At 41.4% G+C, this 25,709-nt stretch carries 20 protein-coding genes; 10 read left to right on the top strand and 10 right to left on the bottom strand.

Going from position 1 to position 25,709, the window contains the following annotated elements:
• Nucleotides 1-3: 3 nt before the first annotated feature.
• Entirely contained in the window at nucleotides 4-978 is a 975-nt protein-coding gene (locus AACU25_RS12225) for an NB-ARC domain-containing protein (protein WP_339382113.1), read from the top strand.
• A gap of 28 nt (nucleotides 979-1,006) precedes the next feature.
• Here AACU25_RS12225 and AACU25_RS12230 read toward each other — a convergent pair whose 3' ends face one another.
• On the bottom strand, nucleotides 1,007-2,428 hold the full coding sequence (locus tag AACU25_RS12230) for a serine/threonine-protein kinase (RefSeq protein ID WP_096575940.1): 1,422 nt from the start codon (nucleotides 2,426-2,428) through the stop codon (nucleotides 1,007-1,009).
• Nucleotides 2,429-2,965: 537 nt separating this feature from the next.
• Here AACU25_RS12230 and AACU25_RS12235 point away from each other — a divergent pair.
• Nucleotides 2,966-4,549 carry an ammonium transporter gene (locus AACU25_RS12235; RefSeq protein ID WP_096575942.1) on the top strand — a complete coding sequence of 528 codons (1,584 nt, stop codon included), beginning with the start codon at nucleotides 2,966-2,968 and terminating at the stop codon, nucleotides 4,547-4,549.
• A 112-nt stretch (nucleotides 4,550-4,661) separates the two neighbouring features.
• On the opposite strand, the gene psb34 is transcribed toward AACU25_RS12235, so the two are convergent.
• The 4 genes from psb34 to AACU25_RS12255 form a co-directional block, all read right to left on the bottom strand.
• Nucleotides 4,662-4,832 (bottom strand): photosystem II assembly protein Psb34, encoded by a 171-nt coding sequence (gene psb34, locus AACU25_RS12240; protein WP_167725770.1) that lies wholly within the window; start codon nucleotides 4,830-4,832, stop codon nucleotides 4,662-4,664.
• A gap of 220 nt (nucleotides 4,833-5,052) precedes the next feature.
• Entirely contained in the window at nucleotides 5,053-7,032 is a 1,980-nt protein-coding gene (gene thiO, locus AACU25_RS12245; RefSeq protein ID WP_096575944.1) for a glycine oxidase ThiO, read from the bottom strand.
• A gap of 111 nt (nucleotides 7,033-7,143) precedes the next feature.
• Nucleotides 7,144-7,509: a hypothetical protein gene (locus AACU25_RS12250; RefSeq protein ID WP_045869784.1), complete on the bottom strand. Its 366-nt coding sequence runs from the start codon at nucleotides 7,507-7,509 to the stop codon at nucleotides 7,144-7,146.
• 220 nt (nucleotides 7,510-7,729) lie between these two features.
• Entirely contained in the window at nucleotides 7,730-7,936 is a 207-nt protein-coding gene (locus AACU25_RS12255; RefSeq protein ID WP_096575947.1) for a hypothetical protein, read from the bottom strand.
• A gap of 75 nt (nucleotides 7,937-8,011) precedes the next feature.
• Here AACU25_RS12255 and cimA point away from each other — a divergent pair, with 75 nt between their 5' ends.
• A complete protein-coding gene (cimA, locus tag AACU25_RS12260) occupies nucleotides 8,012-9,724 on the top strand; it encodes a citramalate synthase (protein WP_096575949.1) in 1,713 nt (570 codons plus the stop codon).
• Between the two features lie 233 nt (nucleotides 9,725-9,957).
• Here the strand turns inward: cimA and AACU25_RS12265 are convergent, their stop codons facing one another.
• On the bottom strand, nucleotides 9,958-10,191 hold the full coding sequence (locus tag AACU25_RS12265; RefSeq protein WP_096575951.1) for a hypothetical protein: 234 nt from the start codon (nucleotides 10,189-10,191) through the stop codon (nucleotides 9,958-9,960).
• A 161-nt stretch (nucleotides 10,192-10,352) separates the two neighbouring features.
• Between AACU25_RS12265 and AACU25_RS12270 the strand changes: the two genes are divergently transcribed.
• Nucleotides 10,353-12,494 carry an NAD(P)/FAD-dependent oxidoreductase gene (locus AACU25_RS12270; RefSeq protein ID WP_096575953.1) on the top strand — a complete coding sequence of 714 codons (2,142 nt, stop codon included), beginning with the start codon at nucleotides 10,353-10,355 and terminating at the stop codon, nucleotides 12,492-12,494.
• A gap of 110 nt (nucleotides 12,495-12,604) precedes the next feature.
• Here AACU25_RS12270 and AACU25_RS12275 read toward each other — a convergent pair whose 3' ends face one another.
• Nucleotides 12,605-14,167 carry a hypothetical protein gene (locus tag AACU25_RS12275; RefSeq protein WP_190445625.1) on the bottom strand — a complete coding sequence of 521 codons (1,563 nt, stop codon included), beginning with the start codon at nucleotides 14,165-14,167 and terminating at the stop codon, nucleotides 12,605-12,607.
• Nucleotides 14,168-15,359: 1,192 nt separating this feature from the next.
• Nucleotides 15,360-16,730: a chromosomal replication initiator protein DnaA gene (dnaA, locus tag AACU25_RS12280; protein WP_096575955.1), complete on the bottom strand. Its 1,371-nt coding sequence runs from the start codon at nucleotides 16,728-16,730 to the stop codon at nucleotides 15,360-15,362.
• A 274-nt stretch (nucleotides 16,731-17,004) separates the two neighbouring features.
• On the opposite strand from dnaA, the gene AACU25_RS12285 reads away from it, so the two are divergent.
• Together AACU25_RS12285 and def are read left to right on the top strand one after the other, a co-directional pair.
• Entirely contained in the window at nucleotides 17,005-18,276 is a 1,272-nt protein-coding gene (locus AACU25_RS12285) for an HhoA/HhoB/HtrA family serine endopeptidase (RefSeq protein WP_422641103.1), read from the top strand.
• A gap of 428 nt (nucleotides 18,277-18,704) precedes the next feature.
• Complete coding sequence (gene def / locus AACU25_RS12290; protein WP_096575957.1) at nucleotides 18,705-19,238, top strand: peptide deformylase; 534 nt, start codon at nucleotides 18,705-18,707, stop codon at nucleotides 19,236-19,238.
• A gap of 233 nt (nucleotides 19,239-19,471) precedes the next feature.
• Here def and AACU25_RS12295 read toward each other — a convergent pair whose 3' ends face one another.
• Entirely contained in the window at nucleotides 19,472-20,026 is a 555-nt protein-coding gene (locus tag AACU25_RS12295; RefSeq protein WP_096575959.1) for a TetR/AcrR family transcriptional regulator, read from the bottom strand.
• Nucleotides 20,027-20,123: 97 nt separating this feature from the next.
• Here AACU25_RS12295 and AACU25_RS12300 point away from each other — a divergent pair, with 97 nt between their 5' ends.
• From AACU25_RS12300 to dhaK, 3 genes are read left to right on the top strand one after another with little or no spacing between them, the layout of a single operon-like run.
• The gene (locus AACU25_RS12300; RefSeq protein ID WP_096575961.1) at nucleotides 20,124-20,741 is read left to right on the top strand and encodes a glutathione S-transferase family protein; all 618 of its coding nucleotides are present in this window, start codon (nucleotides 20,124-20,126) and stop codon (nucleotides 20,739-20,741) included.
• Nucleotides 20,742-20,750: 9 nt separating this feature from the next.
• Nucleotides 20,751-21,359, top strand: coding sequence for a pyridoxamine 5'-phosphate oxidase family protein (locus tag AACU25_RS12305; RefSeq protein WP_096575963.1), 609 nt, complete (start codon nucleotides 20,751-20,753; stop codon nucleotides 21,357-21,359).
• Between the two features lie 43 nt (nucleotides 21,360-21,402).
• Nucleotides 21,403-22,476 carry a dihydroxyacetone kinase subunit DhaK gene (gene dhaK, locus AACU25_RS12310; protein WP_096575965.1) on the top strand — a complete coding sequence of 358 codons (1,074 nt, stop codon included), beginning with the start codon at nucleotides 21,403-21,405 and terminating at the stop codon, nucleotides 22,474-22,476.
• Between the two features lie 182 nt (nucleotides 22,477-22,658).
• On the opposite strand, the gene AACU25_RS12315 is transcribed toward dhaK, so the two are convergent.
• Nucleotides 22,659-24,659, bottom strand: a complete 2,001-nt coding sequence (locus AACU25_RS12315) for a glycosyl hydrolase family 28-related protein (RefSeq protein WP_096575969.1) — start codon at nucleotides 24,657-24,659, stop codon at nucleotides 22,659-22,661.
• A 275-nt stretch (nucleotides 24,660-24,934) separates the two neighbouring features.
• Here AACU25_RS12315 and dhaL point away from each other — a divergent pair, with 275 nt between their 5' ends.
• Nucleotides 24,935-25,564 (top strand): dihydroxyacetone kinase subunit DhaL, encoded by a 630-nt coding sequence (gene dhaL / locus AACU25_RS12320; protein WP_096575971.1) that lies wholly within the window; start codon nucleotides 24,935-24,937, stop codon nucleotides 25,562-25,564.
• Nucleotides 25,565-25,709: the final 145 nt, after the last annotated feature.

Consider the following 25,709-nt stretch of genomic DNA (forward strand, 5'->3'; position numbering starts at 1 on the left):
CATATACATTATGTTTCTCATTTCTTTGGACGCACACAAGAACTAAACACCCTCCAGCAATGGATTGTGCAGGATAAATGCCGACTCATAGCATTACTGGGAATGGGTGGTATGGGTAAGACTTCGCTGGCAGTAAAGTTACAAGAACAGATTCATGGCGATTTTAAGTATGTCATCAGGCGATCGCTAAAAAATGCCCCACCGCTTTCAGAACTTCTAGGATCTTTGCTTAAGTTACTCTCGAAGGATGAAAATATAGATATACCAGACAACATCAATATCCGAATAGCCAGACTGATAAATTATTTATCTAGTCATCGCTATTTGTTGTTGCTAGATGATGGAGAGGAGATTTTACAACCTAGGGAATTAATGGGGCAATATCGGCAAGGATTTGAGGATTATGAGAAACTATTTAGACAGGTGGGAGAAAGACCTCATCAAAGCTGTTTATTGCTGATCAGCCGTGAGAAACCTAAAATTATAGAATCTTTGGAAGACAATACACAGCGAGTTAGATCTTATCAAATACAAGGTCTGGATGATGAAGCAGCCAAAGAAATTTTTAAAATAAAAAGTTTCTCTGGTTCCGAATCGCGATTGAACGAATTAATTAATCTTTACCAAAGTAATCCTTTCAAACTGAATATAGTTGCTAGAACGATTCAGGAATTATTTGGTGGTAGTGTTACCAATTTTCTAGACCAAGCAACATTAGATTTTAATGATATTTCTAATCTTATAGACACTCAGTTTCAACGTTTATCAGATTTAGAAAAAGAGATAATGTATGGTTTAGCCTCTGCTGGTCAGCCACTTTTATTAACCGATTTGCGACAGCAGATTAACAAAAAAGGAATTACAGACGCAATGAAATCTTTGACTGGGCGTGGGTTAATTGAAAAGACTGAAGGTGAAAAACATTTCACTCTCCAGAGAATTGTGATGAAGTACGTTAACAGAAAACTCAGCAGGTAAGTTCAGAAATACAGAAATTCTTCTTTTATTAAAGCTGTTCAACTCTGATATTACCAACATAATCAAAGCGGTTCTTAATCATATCCGTAATTTTATTTTTTAGAGTAGAACTGGGTAGACTATTGTCAGACAAACGTATATATATATTTAAGTCGCAATAATTTAACTGTCTCACATCGAATTGCTGAATCTTACGGATTTGTTCATCTTTACTGACTACCCTTTGATCTTGCAAAATTTCAACCACATCTTTAGCTAGTGCGCTATCATGTGGTACGCCTGTTTGCTGACGTATTTTACATTTTGTATTGAATGTAGGGGTTGCTATAGGAGTTTTGGTGGAAGTTGTTGTGGGGGTTAGTGTCTGTTTAGAAGGAGAAGGAGTTGGATCTCCTTGAGAAGACTCTTCTGAATCAATAGCTCTATAGACTAGAAATGTAAATAATAAAAGCACTATCACCCCAACAACTTTCTTAAAGGTTAGCAATTGTTTAATTTGTTGTTGAAGTTCTAAATTACGCTCAATTTGTTCTAAGCGTTGTAAAATTTCTGCTGTAGTTTTAGGCCGATTATTAGGAGACCAATCCATCAAATTATCAATTAATTCTGCAAAATTGTTTGATAATTTTGGTGCAATGGAACGCCAAAGCAATGTTCCATTACGGTTTTGCTCTAATCTATTTGGAGCTTTACCAGTTAACAAATGCACAAATGTCCGCCCCAATGCATAAAAATCAGATTGTGGTATTGCTCTACCTATTCGTTGTTCTGGAGCCATGTAACCATCAGTACCAATTGTGGTGATAGTTTTTCCATCCAAAACAGCTTTAGTAATAGCCCTAACAGCATCAAGGTCAATCAATACTAATTCTTGATTGCTATTTTTCACCATAATGTTTGATGGTTTAATATCACGATGAAAAAACTCTTTTTTATGGAGGTCGCCTAAAATTATTGTCAGTTGTTTCAACCAATTAATTGCTTGTTTTTCAGCTATAGGTAGATGATTTCTATTTTCCAGGAATTGCTCTAAATTCATTCCATCAATCTTCTCCATGACCAAACAATAAGCTAGTGTTTGATTTTTAGGAAACTCAATATGGAAGTATCCATCTTTCTCTACCTTAGGAATTCCTGAAACCCAGTGATTTATTAAAACATCCGCACCTCTGTTAAACCGAGAGATTACTTCCTCATTATCTGTGTATAAAACTTTAATAACTTTAAGCTTATTGCCATTGTTAATATCGACCGCATCATAAAGCTTACACTCTCTACTTCTGGTTTGAACTAATGTATCGATTACCCGATATCGTCGCTTCAAAAGCAAATCAGAACCACAAGCTTGGCAAGGATCTTCTTTAAAAGGTCTTTTGGGCGATGGGCAATTGGGGTTGATACATAAACAGTGTTGGTATTCTGTGTAGTCTAATGGGTGAACGCTTTCCATTACTTTGGGAGGGAATTAATAAGATGAGTTAGTAAAAAAAGTTGCAGATAAGTGTGTCAGCGCAAAAAATCATCACTGGTTTGCAGTGCGCTGTCTTCCAAAACAACGCACTACGAGCCACTTACTTAGCTTTTTTATTTTTCTAGTGATTCACTGAAAAATCTCCTACTCAAGACTGAAGATGTCCAGAATTTCAGAGAATTTCTACCCAGGTTAATAGCCGAATTGAAACAGAATGCAGCTACTGACTTATAAGATTGATTTCTCACTGGTACAGCAAGCTAGTAGTGATTTTGTGAAGTTTTATCAGTCCGCTAATAGTGCGAGATTCAATGTAGTTTAAAATACATCTACAAAAAAATAAGCACGTCAAAATATTTACTACTATGTATTTTTGATTATATATTATTGCTCAATTATCACTCAAAACTGGGAAAACATTGTTAAATGTTTTACTTTTAAAATCTCTCTAATACTAGTATAAATAAGTTATACATAAACCCGTGCAGTTTCCTCATTAAAATACTCTGTGTATCTATGTCTCAGCCAGAAAGCCAGAACGCAATACAAAAAAAAAGTCGGCTTTTCAAGTATGCTTACGTACCTGTATTAACTCTCATCATCTTAATGTGCATTTCTAATGCTACTACTGCGCAAACTTCTACACCAGCTAGTCCGACAGTATCTGAAAATACTCAGTGGGTATTATTTACGGGGTGCTTAGTGTTCTTTATGAATGCAGGCTTTGCTATGTTAGAGTCTGGCTTTTGCCGTAGTGCCAATGCCATCACAGTTTTAGCCAAAAACCTGATCGTGTTTGGCATTGCGACCTTAGCTTTTTGGAGTTTAGGTTTCGCTTTCATGTTTGGTGATGGCAGTAATTTTATCGGTACTAGTGGTTTTTTTTTAGAGGTTTCTGACAATAGCCCTCTAATAGAAGGTGCTTACCAAGGAGTCTTTCATTCATTAAAATGGGCAGCTATCCCGCTTCCTGCTAAATTTTTCTTTCAGTTAACTTTTGCTGGTACCGCTGCAACTATTGTTTCTGGCGCTGTTGCTGAAAGAATTAAGTTCGCTGCATTTATGGCTTTTAGTTTTTTCTTGGTGTTGAGTTATGCCATCACCGGTCACTGGATTTGGGGAGGAGGTTTTCTTGACAACCTAGGGTTTAGGGATTTTGCAGGCTCAACAGTTGTTCACTCAGTTGGTGGTTGGAGCGCCTTGATGGGATCTGTATTGTTAAAGCCACGTTTGGGGAAATATCGGAAGTTGAGACCAAATGAAAGGCGCTCTAATAGAGATACTAGTTTTTATGGCAAAAAAATTATTTCTATGCCAGCACATAACCTGAGTATTGCAACTCTAGGTTGTTTTATTCTCTGGCTGGGTTGGTATGGTTTTAACGCAGGTTCAACCCTAACAGCCAATTCCGAAGCCATAGCTCATATTCTTTTGGTAACACTCATGGCAGGTGCAACGGGTGGAATTGGTGCTACTTTTTGGGCTTGGCAAGTTTACGAAAAACCTAGTCTATCATTCATGGTGAATGGTATCTTGGCTGGTTGTGTGAGTATTACTGCTGCTTGTGCTTTCGTGAACATCACCAGCGCAGCTGTGATCGGTTTTGTGGGTGGGGCACTGGTTGTTTATGCAACAATTTTATTAGACAAGTTCCAGATTGATGATCCCGTAGGTGCTGTTCCTGTTCATCTGTTTTGTGGAGTCTGGGGAACACTGGCGGTCGGTTTGTTTAGTCGAAACCCAGACAAGTACCTTTGGTCTAAAGAGTATTTTCGTCTTGATCAAGGCGGTTTATTCTTTGGTGGTGGGATAAATCTGTTATTTGCTCAATTAATTGGTATTTTACTTGTGGGTGCTTTTACCGTTGTATTTAGCGCGATCGCCTGGATTGGTATCAGTTATTTTATATATAAGATTTCTGATACTTCTAACTCGGATTTTAAGGTTTTCAAATCTCTGCGAGTTTTACCACAAGAGGAAGTTATCGGTTTAGATAGTTTGTTTGCTGAGGGTAATGATATCCAACAGATGAAGCGAGAATACATTGAAACTCAGCGGCATAAACGTTTTTTGCAGCGCAAGTACAGTATTCGTCGGTAAAAAATGATTAATTTTTATCAATGGAATAGAGACAAAATCAGGTTCCTAGTGAGTAGGTAACCTGATACAACGAAAAATTAAATTTTATTAAAATTCTTTGCGTTCAAATGGGCTACGAAACAGAGAAGGCGACAAAAATTAAGCCACCGACCAATAAAACAGCAGCGATACCTACAAACAGGTAGGTTCGCTTTTGCCCTGCATTGGGAGGTTCTGCTGCATAAACCTTTGGTTCACGAGCAAAATTATTCAGAAGACCGCCTTCTTCAGTTGTATAGGGCATGAACTAATTCCTTGTTCTTAGCGTTTGTTTAATTGTTACATAAACTTTATATTATGCGATTCGGTCATGGGTAATGGGTAATTGGTAATTGGTAATTGGGTGTTTGGGGTTTGAGGTTTGGTAATTGGTAATCGGTAATCGGTAATTGGTGTTTGTTATTTTTCCCCCTGCTCCCTGCTCCCTGCTCCCCTGCTTTTTCCCAATCCCCAGTCCCCAGTCCCTAACTACTAATCGTCCCCGTGAGTGGCGAACTAGCACTGGCGTAATCTTTGATAGGCATTCTACCAGCTAGATATGCGAGACGACCGGCGACTGCGGCGAGATTCATTGCCCTAGCCATTGCAGCTGGATTTTTTGCGAGTGCGATCGCGCTATTAATTAATAAGGCATCTGCACCTAATTCCATTGCTTGTGCTGCTTCTGAGGGGGCTCCTATACCAGCATCTACTACAACGGGTATCCGAGAGTTTTCAATGATGATTTGAATATTGGCGGTTGTTTTCAATCCCTGTCCCGAACCAATGGGAGATGCTAAAGGCATAACTGTTGCACAGCCGACTTCTTCTAAGCGCTTGGCTAACATTGGGTCAGCGTTGATGTAAGGTAAGACAGCAAAGCCTTCTTTAACTAATTGTTCTGCAGCTTGCAATGTGCCGATGGGATCGGGAAGCAAATATTTCGGATCAGGGATCACTTCTAGTTTGACGAAATTATTATCTTCCTGTCCTAATAGTTTCGCCATTTCGCGTCCTAAACGCGCTACCCGAATCGCTTCTTCTGCTGTTTGACAACCGGCGGTATTGGGTAACATCCAAATTTTCTGCCAATCGAGTGCTTCGGCTAAACCTTCATGTCCTGGTGCTTTGGTTTGTACGCGTCGCACAGCGACAGTCACAATTTGGCACTCACTAGCAACGATACTTTGCTGCATTTCTTCTATGCTGCGGTACTTCCCTGTACCAGTCATGAGGCGGGATTTGAAGGTTTTACCAGCAATAGTCAGTGGTGAGTCTAAATTAGTTAATGCTGAGTTATCTAAAGCAACAATGGCATGATGCCCATTGGAGAAATTAGCCGAGTGAGTAAGCATGGATGTGGAGGTAGATGTTTGAGCGAGAAAACGCGAATAGTTAAAATGAGATAGTAACGGATCGGATTTTTGTTCTGAGATGAAATCAGCAATTAAGGCTGCAGTGATTGGTGCTAGCAGAATGCCATTGCGATAATGACCAATTGCCAAGGTTAAATTTGTACAGGGGCTAGTTCCCAAAATGGGTAATTCATCAGGGGTAGCGGGGCGAAATCCCCACCAAATTTCTTCGATGGGATAATCCTGTAATTGCGGATACAGGCGGGTAGCTTGTTGGAGTAATTTTTGAATACCTGCGGGGGTGTTATGGGGAGTAAAACCCACATCTTCACTAGTCGCGCCAATAATAATTGTGCGATTCCTTCTCGGAACTATGTAAGTATTTTCACCAAATAAAATCCTTTTTAAAGGTAATTCTGGCACAGCATCCGGCACCCGCAACCTGACCATTTGCCCTTTAACTGGGCGTACAGGTAGCGGCAATAATTCATTTGCCCAAGCACCTGTAGCTAATACATAATGAGTAGCGCGCATGACTCCAGCGCTAGTTTGTACGCCCAAGACTTTGCCTTGCTGCTGTAACAATCCTTCAACGGTAACCCCATCTTTGAGTTCCACGCCTAAAGATTCAGCAGCAGCCCACAAAACCCTTGCTAAGGCGCGATTGTCAACTTGAGCATCCTCAGGATACCACCAACCACCTACTACTTCTGACGACAATCCGGGCTGATATTGTCCAATTGCAGTTTTATCCAACCAGTAAGCAGGTGATTCCCTAGCAGAGGCTACAGTTGATTTAATTCCTGCCCCGCTCTCTTCATAAACGGGTGCTAAAATTCCACAAGGCCAGTAAAGTGTGGATAAGCCAGTTAATTCTTCAAGTTTGCGCGTCCAGTCTGAATATAAAGCACGCGATCGCCAGCATAAATCATACATGGCTGGATCTGAGATGTTTTCCGCATCTGGTGCTAACATCCCAGCCGCCGCATGGCTAGCGGCGGCGTTAAAATCACGGCAAAGCACGGTGACATTTGCCCCGCGCAGTTTCAGTTCCACGGCGATCGCCAAGCCAATAACGCCACCGCCAATAATTAAAATGTCACTAGTCATTAGTCATTAGTCATACATTATTAGCCATTTATTATTAGTACATAACTAATAACTCATAACTAATAACTCATCACTTATAACTTATAACTCGCAACCAATAACTAGCAACCTCTACCACAATGCCCGAATAGGTTGGGAGTTTTCATTTTCACTGGTAGATTGGCTGTCTGTCGATTGGGTGTCTGTTGATTGCGCTTCTGTAGTATTTGTGTCTGAAGAACTTTCTGTTTCTGAGTTTGATTCCTCAGTCGAGTTATTATTTTGGGCAACGCTGCGTTGGCTTTCTGTAGTTGAACCGTTATTTCTGCCCGCAGCTGTGCTATTAACATTAATATTAGCTGGAAGGACTTTTGAGGTTTTACCACCTGGTGGAACGCTAGCACTTTGCCCGCCCATCGGAAAGTTGATGCCTAGCAATGTACCCAACAATATCGCCAAGCCTCCAGCCATCAGAATTAACGGTGTCCATCTACCCATCTTGTTTTGCTCCTTGTTAACCTTTTGTTGTCCACGAGATTTGAGAAATTACCAAAATCTATCAAATTTTGTTTCTCTGTAATTGATTGCCATAAAACCTCAGTCAGTATGTCAGGCGAAACGCAGGTGTGTTGTAGGAGAATGGGGAGGAAGCGAACACTGCGTTTAATCGCGCCGATTCGCTGCTGATACTTCGCCTTCTACCTTAACTTTACAGCTACTACATCTGCCACAATTCGGTCAGAGCTGATTTGCTAAACACCGCCATTGTAGAGGTCAATACCATATTGCAGCAAAGTTTGTCGTCATTTGGTTCGGCAATGGACACTATTTTACCAAGGCCTGCCAGTAAACCTTGGGGCCAAATCACCTGCTTTGGCGATCGCATACACTCATGACTTTGATTTTGAGTTATTACTTTAGGCATTGTTGAATTACCAAACTGGCTTTTTGTTGTATATTGGCACATCGCTTTAAAAGTTGTCTCAAATGTTCCAGTTTTATGACCAAAAATCCCTCACCCCAAATTTGGCTTTATGACACGACGTTACGGGATGGTACTCAGCGTGAAGGGCTGTCTGTGTCTATAGAAGACAAGTTACGCATCGCCAAAAGACTAGATCAATTGGGGATTCCGTTTATTGAAGGTGGTTGGCCCGGTGCCAATCCCAAGGATGTACAATTCTTCTGGCAACTTCAAGAAGATCCGCTCAAACAATCAGAAATTGTGGCATTTTGTTCCACACGCCGCCCCAACACCACTGCTGCGTCTGAACCGATGCTGCAAGCGATTCTGGCGGCTGGTAGTCGTTGGGTGACAATTTTTGGTAAGTCTTGGGATTTACACGTCACAGCCGGGCTGAAAACGAGTTTAGAAGAAAATTTGGCGATGATCCGCGATACGATTGAGTACCTTCGCAGCCAAGGGCGACGCGTGATTTATGATGCCGAACATTGGTTTGATGGCTACAAGCACAACCCTGATTATGCCTTACAGACATTAGAGACTGCGATCACAGCTGGTGCAGAATGGCTAGTCCTCTGCGATACCAATGGCGGGGCTTTACCCCATGAAGTTAGCCAAATTGTCCAAGATGTGGTCAAGGTGACTGGGGAATGGGTACTGGGTACTGGGAAAGATTATCCCCAATCCCCAATCACCAATCACCAATCACCAATCCCCCAAATTGGCATTCACACTCATAATGATTCTGATATGGCTGTGGCTAATGCTTTAGCTGCTGTCATGGCTGGGGCAACGATGGTACAAGGTACAATGAATGGTTATGGTGAACGTTGTGGTAATGCAAATCTTTGTTCTTTAATTCCCAATTTACAGTTGAAGTTAGGTTATAGCTGTATCGGTGAAGACGAGCTAGTACAACTTACAGAAGCCAGTCGCTTTGTCAGCGAAGTGGTAAATCTGGCTCCTGATGAACACGCACCGTTTGTCGGTCGGTCAGCATTTGCTCACAAAGGTGGTATTCATGTATCCGCCGTTGAACGCAATCCCCTAACTTACGAACACATTCAGCCAGAACAAGTAGGGAACCGTCGCCGCATTGTCATTTCCGAACAATCTGGACTCAGTAATGTGTTAGCCAAAGCCCGAACTTTTGGCATTGAATTAGATCCCCAGCAACCAGAAGCACGGCAAATTCTCCAAAAAATGAAGGATTTGGAGAGTGAAGGCTATCAATTTGAAGCTGCAGAAGCGAGTTTTGCTCTGTTGATGCACGAAGCTTTAGGTAATCGTCCCCAGTTTTTTGAAGTTAAGGGTTTTCAAGTCCACTGCGATTTAATTGAAGGTAAGGCAAGCAGCAGCGCCCTAGCGACAATTAAAGTAGCTGTTAATGGTAAAAATATTTTAGAGGCCGCCGAAGGTAATGGCCCGGTAGCAGCTTTAGATGCGGCTTTACGCAAAGCGCTGTTAAACTTTTATCCCCAAATCGCTGCTTTTGAGTTAACGGATTACAAAGTCCGTATTCTCAATGGTCACACAGGTACAGCAGCAAAAACACGGGCATTAGTAGAATCGGGTAACGGTCATCAACGCTGGACAACAGTAGGGGTTTCGCCAAATATTTTAGAGGCTTCTTATCAAGCTGTGGTCGAAGGATTAGAGTATGGTTTATTACTCCACTCTCAAGCCGAAGCCCAGTTTCCTGCTATCCAAAAGCCCAAAATCGAAAATACCAAAATTACGGAATCGTGAATTGTGCATTCACAGCACATCTATGATTTTTGGCGATGGTAGTCAACAGTCCAAAGTCAACAGTCCAAAGTCAACAGTCCAAAGCAGAACATCCTACAATATTTTGTCCCTTGACTCTTGACCCTTGACTAAATAATGCCCAGCCTAATTGCCAATCTCTCACCGCACATCAGTTTACTTCCCACACCAAAAAAATGCGATTGGCAATCTGGGCAAACATCTATCAGCTTCCACTACGAGAAATTTTCCCAAGCTTGAGCAAGTAATTTACTTAGCCAGCGACGCTGCTGTTTATCAAGCATCTGGTCGTCAGCTAGGACTTGGGCGGTTAACTCTTCCAAAGATTGGCCCTGCGCCCGCACAATTTTAATAACTCCAGCGATCGCAGATGCAACCAATTCTTCATCAACGGGTCTTTGTTGCAGGGCAACAATGTCTTGGGGGCTGTCTGGGATGGGATAATTCATGGCGTGGGTTTACAGAAATTTAGATTGAACTAGATGTTTGACAAATTATTAAAATCTCTTCATCAAATCTTTAAGCAACCGATAGGGCGGAGTTTATCGTATTTCATGCCTTCTTGAAATCTGTCTTAGTGAGTAGATTTAGCGGAGATGTCAGAAAAAAAATGAAAGAAATCCTTTATTTAGAAGTTCCGACACCAGATACGGCCGCTGTACGCAGTTGGCTGCAAGCAGATTTTCAACCTGACAATGGTGAAAAAATAAATACTCCAGATGGGTTTCGTCTGAGAGTATCTGCTGACACTACAACGGCTACAGCACCGATTTCCGAAAATTTGCCAACGGAACTTTCTATATTTGTTTGGTCGGTACAGCGCACTACTTATTTAAAAGTGTTCCGTTGGGCAGATCGACCTTTTCCTCAAGAAAGGCAAATTCTACACCGCCTGATTACTGACATCAGAAGCCGCTTTCCTCATAATTACCCAGAACCTCCGGTTATCGATTTATCCAAACAATCAATATTTGACGCATTACAACCTAATTACCCCCTTACCGTCAAGTATTTTCAGAAAATGCCCAATGGGGAATATGACCTCACACGCGCCTACTGGTGGGAACAAAGATGGCGCGAAGGGGTAAGGAATCCTCAGCAACCGCGACAGGTGGTGTTTTCGCAGCGAGGAGATTGGGGACTGGGGACTGGGGATCAGGGACTGGGAAGAACATCTTCCTCATCTTCCTCATCCCCTACCTATGACATCATCTACATCGGTGGCGCATTAGGTGCTATCCATGCGGCAGTGATGGCGAAATTGGGATATAAAGTTTTACTGATAGAGCGAATGCCCTTTGGGCGGATGAATCGAGAATGGAATATTTCGCGTGATGAATTGCAAAGCTTAATTAATTTAGGTTTGGTAACTCATACCGAGTTAGAAACCGTCATTGCTCGTGAGTATAAAGACGGGTTCAATAAATTTTTTGATGGCAACAATCCCCCAAAATTGCGATCGCCTGTTTTGCATACTCCCACTGTGCTTAATATTGCCCTAGACTCTGATAAATGGCTGCAAATGTGCGGTCAAAAGCTCCGTGCCGCAGGCGGTGAAATCTGGGATGAAACAGAATTTCTACGTGCTGATATTTATAAAACACAAGTTCTGGTTAATGTCAAGCATTTACCTGGTCAAGCCGAAAAGCAAGTAACTGGACGGCTGCTAGTGGATGCAATGGGTACAGCTTCGCCTATTGCTTGGCAATTAAATGGCGGTCGGGCTTTTGACAGTGTTTGCCCTACGGTGGGGGCGGTAATTGATAAGGGATTTGAGCCGCAAGTTTGGGATTCGCAGTATGGGGATGTTCTCTACAGCCACGGCGATATTTCTCGCGGTAGACAATTAATTTGGGAGTTATTTCCGGGGATTGGGGAAGAATTGACAATTTATTTGTTCCATTACCACGAAGTCAACCCCAAAAATCCTGGTTCCTTGTTAGAGATGTACGAGGACTTTTTCACGATTCTGCCGGAATATCGGCGTTGCGATGTAGACAAGCTAGTGTGGAAAAAACCCACCTTTGGCTATATCCCAGGGCATTTTAGTGTGGGAAGTAGCGATCGCACAGTTGCCTTTGATAGATTAATTGCGATCGGTGACGCTGCGTCACTCCAATCGCCTCTCGTATTTACTGGCTTTGGTTCTTTAGTACGCAACTTAGAACGTCTCACAAAACTTTTAGATATTGCCCTCAAGCATAATCTGCTAAGTTTCCGCCATTTAAACCGAATCCGCGCCTACCAAAGTAACGTTTCGGTAACTTGGCTATTTTCTAAGGGCATGATGGTACCAACAGGTAAATTCTTACCACCCCAAAGAATCAACTCTATGCTGAATACCTTCTTTGGGCTGTTGGCAGATGAACCCCTAGATGTTGCAGATAACTTTATTAAAGACCGATGCGATTGGTTCACCTTTAACCGCCTTGCTATCAAAGCAGCCCGCAAAAATCCAGCCCTGCTATTGTGGATTTGGGAACTAGCAGGGCCAAGAGATTTACTGCGTTGGCTGGGGAATTATTTTAACTTTGGTATTTATGCCCTAGTCAGCGCTTTATTGAATGGTTGGTTTGCCAGCTTCCTCAATAAAATCGGCCCTTGGCTAGAACCCCGCTATCCGGCATTGTGGCTGCGACTATTAGCTATTAACTACGCTATCATCACAGGCAAACCGCGATCGCCAAATCAAGTAGCGAAAGTTCAACCAGAAGACTCAATTCAAAATTCAGAAGCACAAATTCTCAATTAGGTTGGGGCATAGGGCATAGGGCATTGGGCATAGGGTATAAAATATATAATTTACCTTTGACCTTTGACCCTTGACCTTGACTAAAGACGCGATTAATCGCGTCTCTGCAATTATTGCCGCTTCTGCCGAAAATTCGGTAACTCCACTGATGCTAAAGACTTGCGTCCTTTGGGTGGACGTTGGGGATAAACCACTGGTGAGGGTGATTGATTGTCATCAGCAGAGTCACCCGATACATTTTGATTGACATTGGGCACATCCACTTGATTCAGTTGGGGAATTTCTGCCCAATAGTCATCATTTTCTGGTGCCACTGTTGTGTTAGCAACAGGCTGAGTTGTGTATTTTGCAGCCTTTTTCGCTGATGAAGAGGTGTTATTTCCTTCTATGTTCTTAGAAGTTTTTGGAGTTGGTTTACTTTCGCCTACGGTATTTGTTTCTTCTTCATCTGTAACCGTTTTGGCGACAGTTTCCCAAATAGTTACATCCTTAGCTGGCTGACTCTCTACAGTAATTTCAACAGTAGAATTTGGCGGTGTAGATGCAGGTTGAGCCGCAAAAAACATTTGGATGAGACTATCTAACTCATCAATGCTTGATGAACCTAAAGGTGAGATTGGTTGTGGTGGAGTCGAAGAATTTTCAGTGCTGGGCGATGAACTCGCAAAGGGAGTTGATTCTGATGCAGTATTTGATTGGGCTGTGGTTGAAGTGTTGTCTCTGTCTGACCAATCCCAAGGCGAAGATGGAGTAACGCTTGGTTCAGATGCGGGATGTGAAGTTGCTGAAGATTCTTGAGAAGAATCATCTAAAGATTCCGATTCTGCTGACCAGGGCTTAATAGGCTGGGCATTGGGAAATAAAGACCGGGCTTTTTTCGTAAACCTTGATTGCCTATTAGTATTACGGTGACGATTTGTAGTATCCTCTGAAGACTCATCTCCAGTCACAGGTGGCTCTAAACATTTTTCTAGAGCCGCTTTAAATTGTAGAGTCTGGCGTTGTTGCCGCATTAGCCGAGTCCGCAACTCTCGGCAAGTGTTTTCGGATTGCAATAACTGCTGAGACTGTTCGCTATAGTTAGTTTGCAGCAGCGAACATTCACGTTCTAACTGCGCTAGACGTTGTTGACTAATCTGTAACTGCGCTTTATAGGTTTCGATGAAAATTTCTTGCCGCTGAACACCTTGAACCGCCGTTTCTAATTCCTCGAATAAGGATTTTATTTGTTCTTGCGCGGCATTGAGTTCCTGAGTTTGTTGGTTGAGCATGGACTCAGTGACACCAAAGCGTTTTTTCTGCCACTGTATGGCCTTTTGAGCATCAGTTAATTCATCTTTCAGGTGTTCTACCTGCTCATACAAATCATCGTTAGCAGAACGCAATTCTTGATTTAATGCCAGCAATTTTTGGAATTCTGCGTTTACCAAAAGTTGTTGTTGAATATCAGGTTCGGCAACCCAGTCTTGCTTGGTTGCATCTACGGTTAACTCTGGGGCTTGAGTCTCAGGCTGCTCGTCTTTTGCTGGCTGGAGAAGTAGCGGCTGTTGTTTCATATTCTCATTAGGCACAACAGCATAGAAAGGACAACTCGCCTCCTCCGTTTGTGGCGAATTAGCAGAATTTAAGGATTCAATAAAAGCCCCATTATTTGAGGTTTCAGCTTCATTCATTACTATTGACCCACCTGCTTAAAAATGTTCAGCAGTGCTGGCGTTAGCATTGCTTATCGATTGTGTCTGACGGGGTTGACGCAAGTAGCGAGGGAAAACCTGAGAAGCCCCTAATTGTCAATGTGGAAAGAGTGATAGAGACCAAGCCTAACTCTTGTCCAGCATAAGTAATTAACTCACTAAATTCAGTGTTCCCCATTTTGCATCTAGAACTGATGACGTTATAACATTACAAGGTTATTCCCCGCCAACATAAGGATGTCGGGAGAATCTGGTTTAGATGCGGATAGTAGATGTGATTTTGCTTGATGTTCAACAACAGTTATTAGCTAATAACTCACTGGCGCGAATTTATGCACTAGGAAAGCCTTAGTGCTGTATTTAATTTAGCAAACAGCCTACCCCCAAGCGCAACTAACACTTGTTAGGTTAGAGACTGATGATGAAGACGGCAGAGGGCAGGGGGAATTTGCAAAGATTGCAAGTTCTTAAGGTGTGTTTTTAAACTATCACGACAAAATAATCTAGGCGATCGCTGTTTCAGTAGCAATACTGCTCTGTTAAGGATTTTCAACTCGGAATTTGGTTTGGGGAAAAGGAGAAAGGGTAAGGGTTAAAGGTTTTTCCTGCCTTTTTCCCCTTAACCGACAAGTATTGATATCCGTAGTTTGCTAAATTTTTTGGTGACGAATCAAATTTTCATCTACGTAGTAAGTTTTTGCTTATAACGTAATTATTGATTAGCGGGTTTATGAATATAAAAATAGTTTCCAAGTATTACCTGCTCCCGATTGTTCAGTAAAACATACTGACATTCTCTACAGCAATTGTATGAAAATATATCTTTGTTTTTTCCTCTTCCTTGCTTTCAAGACATTAGCTGTGGAAATTGTGGATAACTTCTTCCTAATGTATATTTAAGGGAATTTCATCACTTACCACCTGTGGAAAACTTGTGGAAAAACCCCTCAACTTTTCCACAAGGTATATATACTTAATTAAAGTTTTAACTTCAAAATATCAAGTTTTTACCTAAATTTTCCCTAAATGATAAGTTTTTTTCCACAATCTAATAAAAATTTAATATGTTTTTATACTTAACTTAATATTTTGGATGAATTACTCGATTGTCAAAGTCAAATATAGATAGTCATGCCTGTGGAAAACTGCCAGTAAACTTGCTTGTTAAATTTTAAGAGCGGCTATTCATATTAATGCGATCGCTTAGTTGACGGAGGGTATTTGCTAAAGTGCGATCGCTTTCTCGCAACTGGGTGATTTTATCACAACTGTAAATCACCGTTGTATGATCTTTCCCACCAAATTCTTCACCAATTCTCGGCAAACTCAGATCTGTATGTTGCCGCATTAGATACATACCTATTTGACGTGCCCAGCTAATTTCTCTGCGCCGGGAGTTGCTTTTTAAGTCTTCCACTGCAATATCAAAATTCTCAGCCACCACCTTTAAAATTACCTCTGGGGTAGCGGCTACTTTTTCGCTAGGAGTTTCTAAAACAGGGGCAATACTCTCTACTGTCATGGGTAAACCCCAAATCGAGATATATGCCAGCGCCCGAATTAACGCTCCTTCTAATTCGCGAATATTGGAAGTGTAATTAGAAGCAATATACTCAATTACATCTGTAGACAGCCGAATATTTTCGTACTCAGCCTTTTTTTGCAGAATTGCCATCCTGGTTTCTAAATTTGGTGGTTGGATGTCAGCAATCAAACCCATAGAAAACCGAGAACAAAGTCTTTCCTGAAGACGAGGAATTTGGTTAGGAGGGCGATCTGAGGCGATGACAACTTGCTTCCCCGCCTCATGTAAAGTATTAAAAGTATGAAAAAATTCTTCTTGAGTGTACTCTTTGCCTTCGAGAAACTGAATATCATCCACTAATAAAATATCAGCCGCCCGATAATGCTCTCGAAAACTTTGCATACTATCCTTACGGATGGCTGTAATTAAATCATTAGTAAACTGCTCAGTTGAGACATAAAATATTTTAGAATCAGAACAAATTTCCCAGCGATAATGGCCAATAGCTTGCATGAGGTGGGTTTTACCTAAACCAACGCCACCACATAAAAATAAAGGATTAAACTCCCTCCCCGGAGATTCTGCAACTGCCAATGATGCCGCATGAGCCATGCGATTGTTAGCACCAACTACAAAGCGTGAAAAGACATACTTAGTATTTAATTCATGGGTTTTTTGCTGAGGTTTGGGAATACTTTCGGGAATATTAGATGGGGGTGGTAATTCCCAAGGTGCTTCGCGTTCCTGCAAAGGAGACATTTCATTACTTTGAGCAACGGTAATGTAAATTTCTACAGGATATCCGAGAATATCTTGTACGACATGAGCGATGGTATTTATGTAATATTTCTGTAGCCAATTACGTGCAAAAGGATTAGGAGTGCAAACTACTAAACAATTATTTTCTAATCGCTCCGCACTAGCAGTTTTAATCCAAGTTTCAAAGGTAGGACGGGATAATTCAAGCTGTAAGCGCTCTAATACCTGACTCCACAAATTGTCTAGAGGAATTTCCATGATCTACCACCTTGGCTGCTAATCGTCACAATATAAGATAAGTATCTAAACAGAATTAATTACACACATTGTTTGTTGTTCCCTGTTGACTGCTCCCTGTTCCTTGTTCCCTCTCTCCATGAATTTCATTTTGCACAACGACTTACAAGCCAGCACCAATTTAGCATTCAGATGCTCTAGACCTGGAACCAGCTTTTAAGTTGTAATCATTTTGGGGCATACCCAGTAGGCAAGATCCTACCACCCACTGACTAACACGGAGAAGCAAAGACACATGAAGAACAACAAAAGTTGCTGTGCAGCCCAAATTATTGATACCAAAGGTTTACCCCAAAAGCAGGAAAGAAATATTATGATGTCAATGCTCTTAAAAGTCAGTTTAGTGGTATTTCTGGGAGGTTGCTCTCTTCTACCTAGCAAGACCTTGGAAAAACAAGCAGGTGATGCTCAGTCACAAGTAGCACCTCAAAATACAACTAACCCTGATCCCACAATTGCGCCACCAGCAATTTTTTCATCTTCTAACGATCCTAACTTTGTGGTGGGAGTAGTACAAAAAGTAGGCTCGGCTGTAGTTCGGATTGATTCTTCTCGAACCGTCACCTCTCAGACACCAGATGAATTTGACGATCCATTTTTTCGGCGGTTTTTTGGCGAGATACCATCTCAGCCTCGACAAAGGATAGAACGTGGTAGTGGTTCCGGATTTATTATTAGTTCTTCTGGGCAAATTTTGACCAATTCTCACGTAGTAGACGGTGCTGATAGTGTAACTGTCATTCTTAAGGATGGGCGAAATTTTAACGGTAAAGTACTGGGAGAAGATCCGGTAACTGATGTAGCTGTGATCAAAATTGAGGCGAACAACCTGCCAACTCTAGCTTTAGGTAACTCTGATGCTTTGCAACCCGGAGAGGCTGTAATTGCTATTGGTAATCCTTTAGGATTAAATAATACAGTCACATCTGGAATTATTAGTGCTACAGGTCGCTCTAGCAGTGATATTGGTGCTAGCGATAAGCGTGTTGATTATATTCAAACCGATGCAGCAATTAACCCTGGTAACTCTGGCGGCCCGTTGCTGAATGTACGTGGTCAAGTGATCGGGATGAACACAGCAATTATTCGTGGTGCTCAAGGTTTAGGATTTGCCATTCCTGTAAACACTGCACAAAGGATTTCCCAAGAGTTAATTACTAATGGTAAAGTCGAGCATCCTTATTTGGGTGTGCAAATGGTGACGCTAACACCAGAAATTCGCGACAGAATTAATAATGAATTAGGCGATCGCATTAATCTCACAGCTGATAAAGGCGTTTTATTAATTAATATAGTCCCTCGTTCTCCTGCTGCTGTTGCTGGGTTAAAAACTGGTGATGTGATTCGGAGTATTGATAATCAGCCTGTCAATAAAATAGAAGACGTGCAAAAGCTCGTAGAAAATAGCAAAATCGGTAATCCTTTACAAATGCAAGTAGAACGCGATGGGCAAGTTACTCAAGTAGCAGTCAAACCTGCGCCTTTACCCATCCGCCGCGACAGTTGATTTTATCTCAAAGTGCCAAATTAAATTACTAATCACGCCTAATATGCTTGCCCATACCAAATACTTTGTCAGGCTATACGAACTAAGTATTATAGGGTGGGTAATACTCGCTAAGGAACTTTCAAATAAAAAATAATCACTCGCTGTAGCGAGCAAGGAAATTAGGGAAAGCAAGGGTGACAGGCAACAAGAATATACAAATTTGCTTTAGCTTTTACACATAAAATCAGAATGCTAAAGGCTTGGTAATCCCCACTTTAATATGTGTGTTTATTAATCAAATTTGATTGCTATAATGAGTCAATAAACTTGCAATAATATGTATTTTATCAATTATATTTGCTTAAATAGTAGAGATAAATATCAAATTTTTCAATCAAATATATTTGATATTTAAATAATTGATTATTTATTAAGGAGTTTATTCGATGGCTGAATTAATGCCAATTATTCAATTAGGTAACCCCATACTACGCCAAACAGCTAGCTCAATTGATAATATTCAGGATGAGGTTGTACAGAACCTAATTGAAAATTTACTGGTAACAGTTGCCCAATCTAACGGTGTGGGAATTGCCGCACCGCAAATTGCAGAATCATATCGTTTATTTATTGTGGCTTCTCGCCCTAACCCTAGATATCCCAACGCTCCAGAGATGGCACCTACAGCGATGATCAATCCGAGAATTATTGCTCATTCTACAGAAGTAGTTAAAGGTTGGGAAGGTTGTTTAAGCGTTCCTGGTATTAGAGGTTTCGTTCCCAGATATCAAACACTTCAAGTAGAATATACCGACCGCTATGGTGAATTGCAACAACAAGAACTCACTGATTTTGTGGCGCGAATTTTTCAACATGAATACGATCACCTCGAAGGAATTGTCTTTGTTGACCGCTTAGAAAGTACTCAGGACATGATTACAGAACAGGAATATCAACAGCGAATAGTTAATAATCTTTAATTTCTTGACTGCGTCTACTTTGAGAGTGCTGAGTTGGGGAGACTCGATTAATCGCGTCTGTACAAGAGGGCGGGGGAAAAATCCCATTTCAGCTTTCATACATAGTGGTGAATTTTTGTTCATTATGACTAGCTTGAAAATCTGAATATCAGAAGGGGAAAGAGTAAAAGTTTCCCCCTTTTACCCTTTCCCCCTTCCCCTGACAAACGTTTACTTTAATTGTGCTTCCCTAATTAAATTGGTACAACCCTACAGAGTTCTTTTGGTAGTTGCTGAATTACACGCTGAAAGGGAGCCGAATTTTCTAGGCCCTGGGATAGAATTAGCGAACCTTGAATAGCGATCGCAGCATCTTCAGCTCGCTGTTTGGCTAGTTCTTTATCCATACCCGCTTCAATTAACACACTGGCGATCGCATCAATCCAACCCTGAAATAATTCTTGTACCTTGCGGTGAAAGACATCTCTTGCTGAACCTAGCAACAAGATGGCGAATAGACATGGTTGCTTTCCACCCTCATAAAGTTCGTTGAGGCGATCGCACATCCTCTGCAATTTTGTCACAGCATCCCCTTCACTCTGAAGAGATGGCAAGATATTTTCTACTAACCATCGTTCTAGATAATCTAGTACCGCCTCCACCATCTCATCTTTACCGCCGGGGAAGTGGTGGTAAAGGCTAGCTTTTCCTAGTCCAGTCGCTTCCGAAATCTTGGCTAGGGTTGCGCCATCATAACCATACTGCCGAAATAGCTGCAACAGACAGGGAATATAAGTCTCTTTAGGCATTTTTATAGGGTGAACAATTATCTGTTGACATTATACCGAACGAACGGTACAGTAATTTTAGACCGAACGAACGGTACAAAAAGATTTGGACTAACTCATGATTAAGCTTTATGGTCACGAACTATCTGGCAACAGTTACAAAGCAAAATTAATGCTGTCTTTGCTGGGCTTAGATTACGAGTGGATTAAAGTTGATTTGATGGCAGGAGCACATAAACAGCCGGAATTTTTAGAACTAAATTCCTTTGGACAGGTGCCTTTGCTAGTCGATGGCAATACAGTGTTGGCAGATGCTCAAGCCATTCTTGTATACTTGGCGCGGCAGTATGGCGGCGATCGATGGTTACCCCTAGAAGCTTTATCCCTAGCTCAGGTGATGCGCTGGTTATCAACCACTGCAGGAGAAATTCGCCAAGGCCCTGAATCAGCGCGTTTGTATCATTTATTCAAAACCACGAACATCAACATAGAACGAGCAAATCAAAAATCAGAGTTCATCTTGACGCAACTCAACAATCATTTAGCGAATCGGGAATGGTTGGAATTAGGACATCCGACAATCGCTGATGTTGCAGTCTTTCCTTATGTTGCACTTGCGCCTGATGGCAAGATTAGCTTAGAAAATTACCCAAACATTCTTACCTGGATTGATCGCATCAAACATCTTCCTGGTTTCTTGGGAATGATTGGCATTGAAGAACCTGTTACGGTTTAGGAGTGTATTATGCCACGCAAATTTGGAGAAATTGCTTTTACACCGGAAGTGCTAGCGGCGCAAGAACAACGGGGGTCGAGGCAGACCTATGAACGCTATATTGCCAATGGTTCTGCTAATGATGTCATTACCCCAAAAATTGAGGAATTTATTACTCAACTCGATGGGTTTTATTTAGGAACAGTCAGTTCCAACGGTTATCCATATATTCAGTTTCGTGGCGGCCCTGCTGGTTTTTTGAAGGTGTTGGATGAGAAAACTCTAGGCTTTGCCGACTTCACTGGCAATGTACAGTATCTTACGGTGGGTAACCTGTCGGGTAATGATAAAGCTTTCATCTTCTTAATGGATTATCGCCACCGCAAACGCATCAAAATCTGGGGAAGAAGCAAATATGTTGAAGATGATCCAGCTTTAATTGAACAGCTACGAATGCCAGGATATCCAGCAGAAGTAGAAAGAGCGATTCTGTTTCATGTAGAAGCAATTAGCGAAAACTGTCCCCAACATATTCCTATCCGCTATTCGGTGGACGAAGTCGAAGCGATGATTGCTCCCTTACAAGCCCGCATTACACAATTAGAACAGCAACTAAGCGATCGCCTGACGGAACTGTAAAATAAATCCTGGGATGTAACAAATTCTCAGGCAGGCATGGATCATGAAAAAGCTGATTAACAAGCCAGAAGACTTTGTGCGGGAAAGCTTAGAAGGTATGGCTACGGCTCATGCTGATTTAATTCAGGTGAGCTATGAACCTACCTTTGTCTATCGAGCCGATGCGCCTGCACAGGGTAAAGTAGCAATTATATCTGGTGGTGGCAGTGGACATGAGCCAATGCACGCAGGCTTTGTAGGTAGGGGAATGCTTGATGCTGCTTGTCCGGGAGAGGTTTTTACTTCACCTACCCCCGATCAAATGTTAGCCGCAGCCCAGAAAGTGAATAGTGGTGCAGGTATCCTTTATATCGTCAAAAACTACAGTGGCGATGTGATGAACTTTGAAATGGCAACGGAATTAGCCCAAAGTGAGGATATCCGAGTGCTGAATATTTTGATTGATGATGATGTCGCAGTCAAAGACAGCCTTTATACTCAGGGCAGGCGGGGTGTGGGTACAACAGTACTGGCGGAAAAAATTTGTGGTGCGGCTGCTGAAGCCGGATATGATTTGCAGCAAATAGCAGATTTATGTCGTCGGGTAAATTTGCATGGGCGGAGTATGGGAATTGCTTTGACTTCCTGTACAGTACCAGCCAAAGGTACACCCACATTTACATTAAGCGATCGCGAATTAGAAATAGGCATTGGGATTCACGGCGAACCAGGTAGAGAACGCATCGCTGTAAAATCTGTAGATGAAATTACTGAAAGGTTAGCGCGAGCAATCATTGACGATACAGGCTATAGCCGAACAGTTAGAGAGTGGAATGGCGAACAAGGGGAATGGGTAGATGTAGAACTGATAGATCCACCATTGCAAAAAGGCGATCGCGTACTCGCTTTTGTGAATAGTATGGGTGGTACTCCCCTTTCAGAACTTTATCTTGTCTATCGCCAACTAGCTCAAATCTGCGAACAGCAAGGATTGCAAATTGTACGCAATTTAATTGGGCCTTATATTACATCTTTAGAAATGCAAGGATGCTCAATTACCTTATTAAAGCTAGATGATGAAATGATTCGCCTCTGGGATGCACCAGTCAAAACTCCAAGCCTACGTTGGGGAGTTTAGGGTTTGGTAATGGGTAATGGGTAATGGGTAATGGGTAATGGGTAATGGGTAATGGGTAATTGGTAATTGGTAATTGGTAATTGGTAATTGGTAATTGGTAATTGGGGTTTGTCATTAATTATTTCTCCCCCTACTCCCTGCACCCTGCTCCCTTGCTTTTCCCAGTCTCCCTACGCTGATAATTATTTTGGTGGCTTGTCAAAACCCGAATACATTAACATCACTATTCCGTTAGCTGTATATCTACCTGGAATCTTGGATCTAACGAGGGTTTTGGTAGTATTTCCTCGTGTTTCTTCAACCCATATTTGATAGCTATCTCCATCAAAAGATGCTTCAGCAATGCCAACAAAACTGGCAGAAGCGTTAACAACGCGGAATAGTGGATCTTTTGGATCTTGTTTACCAGCAGCGTAAACCAACCCACCTAAAAGTTCGGTTGCACCGCCTTTAATAGTTGCAATTTTAGTTTTACCTTGCTCGGTTTTAAATCCTAAAATCCAAAGTTTAGCACCACTATTGACTATATTAGTGTCGGAAGCGCCTTCTGGATTCAACTGGCGTGCCCAAATATGTTGAGCAGAATTATTGAATCTCAATTTATCCATGACAGCATCATCAATGAAAAGGTCGCCAGAGCCTGTACTTTCTAAATTCAAGTGAGTAATACTACGATAAACAATCGTCCGATTAGCAACTGTCTTCCATTTCAACTTTGAGCCAAATCCCACAAAGAAGTTTTCAATAATTAAGATGGGTTGAGTGCCGTTTTCTGTAACTATCTCTCCATTGCCTTCAATCCAACCCTCAGTTCCTATAAATCTTTGAACTTTACCTCTAAGTCGAACAGTACCATTGATTGTAAAAGTTCCAGTTTGGGGAACTAATACTGTAGTTGCGCCAGAATCTATAGCTGCTTGAAAAGCATCTGTATCATCTTTTTTATCATTAGGTTTTGCGCCAAACTTCTCTACACTTACCCATGTTTTGGGGTTATTCCACGCTAGTTTAGGAAATTGCTTAATTGGTAGTCTTAAAGATTTTGAGGGTGAAGGAAATTCAGCCAGGATGGGGTGAGAAGTAAACTCGTCAATGACACTTTTTTTAATAGTTTTGTTGGCATTTTTGGCATTACTGGCAAGAATATCTTTGTAGCCAGAGGATACGACATTTCTGGCATAGATAAATCCAGCAGAAGTAATTGCAGATATGGTTTTGGCTTTACCTCGACCGATTAGCTTGGCATTTACTAGTGTTAATGTACTTCCTGGATCGTTACCTTCATTCGGATTTTTACCGTTAATAATTGCTGGGACTGCATTAAAACTAGTGAACCCTTCCAGACTCATTGGTTGACCACCATTGAATATACCAGCGCTTCTTTGATTGCGAACTGTAATATTCTGCAAGGTAATACCGTTAATACCGTTATTTGTACGTATTCCACTATAGAATCCTACAATTTCTACATCTTCAACTAGTAAGGGGCCGACTTCACCATGAGTCAGTGCTAAACCTGTTGTCCCTTGACCATCACCAGAGATGATTTTAACGCTACGTACTGCTCCTTGATTATTGGCAGCAAAATTTAATCCTTCTGCACCTGGATTATTTTTCCCTGTATTAATAGTCAGGTTTCTGACCGAATTCCCAAAGCGTTGAGCTACCAAACTAGCTTTAAAATTTTCAGAATTAGACTTTAAGTCTGGGTCAAAACCTGTAGAAATAACTGGTCGAGGCTGTTTAGGGTTTTGAAATTTAGCAGCAGCATCTTGGAGTTGAATAATTACTCCTTCTTTACTTTGTCCTTGTAGCACAATTCGCTTGTAATCAGAGCGAAAACGCTCACCTGTAGGCCAATGTAAGGAATCGGAGATGTTATATACGCCATTGGGTAAATAGATAGTTTTCCCACCACTGGGAAACTTACTCAATGCTTTTTGGATAGCCTCTGTATCATCCTGACTATCATTAGGTATCGCTCCATATTCAGGAGAAGTAACATTGATGACACCAGCATTTTCTGGATAGATAATATTCTCTTTTGGCTTGGCGATCGCAGCACCAAAGGCAGCAATCTGATTTTCACTATTTTTGCTATAGTCAACGCAAGTAGTAGTGAAGAAAGCAATTAAAAATAATAAAGGAAGTAGTTTTAAGACTAATGACCGAGGACGAATCATAAACCTATATTCCCTTGGCTAATTTACAGAAAGTCAGTAGAAAAAACACTAATTCCAAGGTGTTATCAACCACACCCAAAGACTTAGAGTATTTATTAGGCATAAGTATTTTTTCTCATGCCATAAACCCACGAAATCCACTCCTTTTATATGTAGGATGAGCTTCAGTACTTCTTACTGTTACATCTGCCAAACACACTTAGCCGTAAAAATTCGGATAGAATACTACGCTAGCTTGGCCAAATATTAGCAAATCTAGGTTTCAAAGGTTACAGATGGTAAGCAAAGAGCAGATTTTGCAATGGTTGCAGGCATTCGCCAGGGAAATAGCTCAAAATAAAGCATATTTAACCGAATTAGATGCCGCGATTGGTGATGCTGACCACGGTATTAATATGGATCGCGGTTTTCAAAAGGTAGTTAGTCAATTACCAACTGTCGCCGATAAAGATATTGGTAGCATTTTAAAAGCAGTCAGCATGACCTTAATTTCTAGTGTTGGGGGTGCAAGTGGCCCGCTTTATGGAACTTGGTTTTTACGTGCTAGTACAGATGTAGCTCATAAGCAAGAACTGAATGAACAGGATTTGTTGGTATTACTTCAGGCTGGTTTAAACGGCGTGCTTCAGCGTGGTAAAGCTCAACTGGGAGACAAGACAATGGTAGACGTTCTATCTCCCGCAGTGACGGCTTTTGCACAAGCTGTAGGTGAAGGTGGCGACACTGTAACAGCATTGCAGCAAGCAGTAGCAGCAGCAGAACAGGCTTTGCAGGTGACAATACCGATGTTAGCGAAAAAGGGACGAGCTAGCTATTTAGGAGAACGAAGTATTGGACATCAAGATCCGGGCGCAACTTCTGCTTATTTAATGTTGAAATGTTTGTTAACAGTATTGCAAAGTTGAAGAACAAGTATAAGCAATTCTGATTCGCGAGATTTATATCCCCGACTTTTTGAAAAAGTCGGGGATATGGGAAGCAGCGTTTGCTTAAGTCAGTACTATTCGATTCTTGAGATATTTATTGATTTAAATATGCAGATAGTAATAA

Source organism: Tolypothrix tenuis PCC 7101, from assembly GCF_963874875.1.
In the GTDB taxonomy this organism is placed as follows: Bacteria; Cyanobacteriota; Cyanobacteriia; order Cyanobacteriales; family Nostocaceae; genus Aulosira; species Aulosira tenue.

What these genes read in the sequence shown, in the direction of transcription:
- cimA (WP_096575949.1), top strand. Translation starts at nt 8,012, where the DNA reads ATGACCAAAAATCCCTCACCCCAAATTTGGCTTTATGACACGACGTTA.
- AACU25_RS12250 (WP_045869784.1), bottom strand. Translation starts at nt 7,509, where the DNA reads ATGGGTAGATGGACACCGTTAATTCTGATGGCTGGAGGCTTGGCGATA.
- AACU25_RS12305 (WP_096575963.1), top strand. Translation starts at nt 20,751, where the DNA reads ATGCCACGCAAATTTGGAGAAATTGCTTTTACACCGGAAGTGCTAGCG.
- AACU25_RS12255 (WP_096575947.1), bottom strand. Translation starts at nt 7,936, where the DNA reads ATGCCTAAAGTAATAACTCAAAATCAAAGTCATGAGTGTATGCGATCG.
- AACU25_RS12235 (WP_096575942.1), top strand. Translation starts at nt 2,966, where the DNA reads ATGTCTCAGCCAGAAAGCCAGAACGCAATACAAAAAAAAAGTCGGCTT.
- dhaL (WP_096575971.1), top strand. Translation starts at nt 24,935, where the DNA reads ATGGTAAGCAAAGAGCAGATTTTGCAATGGTTGCAGGCATTCGCCAGG.
- AACU25_RS12285 (WP_422641103.1), top strand. Translation starts at nt 17,005, where the DNA reads ATGAAGAACAACAAAAGTTGCTGTGCAGCCCAAATTATTGATACCAAA.
- dhaK (WP_096575965.1), top strand. Translation starts at nt 21,403, where the DNA reads ATGAAAAAGCTGATTAACAAGCCAGAAGACTTTGTGCGGGAAAGCTTA.
- AACU25_RS12295 (WP_096575959.1), bottom strand. Translation starts at nt 20,026, where the DNA reads ATGCCTAAAGAGACTTATATTCCCTGTCTGTTGCAGCTATTTCGGCAG.
- thiO (WP_096575944.1), bottom strand. Translation starts at nt 7,032, where the DNA reads ATGACTAGTGACATTTTAATTATTGGCGGTGGCGTTATTGGCTTGGCG.
- psb34 (WP_167725770.1), bottom strand. Translation starts at nt 4,832, where the DNA reads ATGCCCTATACAACTGAAGAAGGCGGTCTTCTGAATAATTTTGCTCGT.
- AACU25_RS12270 (WP_096575953.1), top strand. Translation starts at nt 10,353, where the DNA reads ATGAAAGAAATCCTTTATTTAGAAGTTCCGACACCAGATACGGCCGCT.
- AACU25_RS12275 (WP_190445625.1), bottom strand. Translation starts at nt 14,167, where the DNA reads ATGAATGAAGCTGAAACCTCAAATAATGGGGCTTTTATTGAATCCTTA.
- AACU25_RS12300 (WP_096575961.1), top strand. Translation starts at nt 20,124, where the DNA reads ATGATTAAGCTTTATGGTCACGAACTATCTGGCAACAGTTACAAAGCA.
- AACU25_RS12315 (WP_096575969.1), bottom strand. Translation starts at nt 24,659, where the DNA reads ATGATTCGTCCTCGGTCATTAGTCTTAAAACTACTTCCTTTATTATTT.
- dnaA (WP_096575955.1), bottom strand. Translation starts at nt 16,730, where the DNA reads ATGGAAATTCCTCTAGACAATTTGTGGAGTCAGGTATTAGAGCGCTTA.
- AACU25_RS12265 (WP_096575951.1), bottom strand. Translation starts at nt 10,191, where the DNA reads ATGAATTATCCCATCCCAGACAGCCCCCAAGACATTGTTGCCCTGCAA.
- def (WP_096575957.1), top strand. Translation starts at nt 18,705, where the DNA reads ATGGCTGAATTAATGCCAATTATTCAATTAGGTAACCCCATACTACGC.
- AACU25_RS12230 (WP_096575940.1), bottom strand. Translation starts at nt 2,428, where the DNA reads ATGGAAAGCGTTCACCCATTAGACTACACAGAATACCAACACTGTTTA.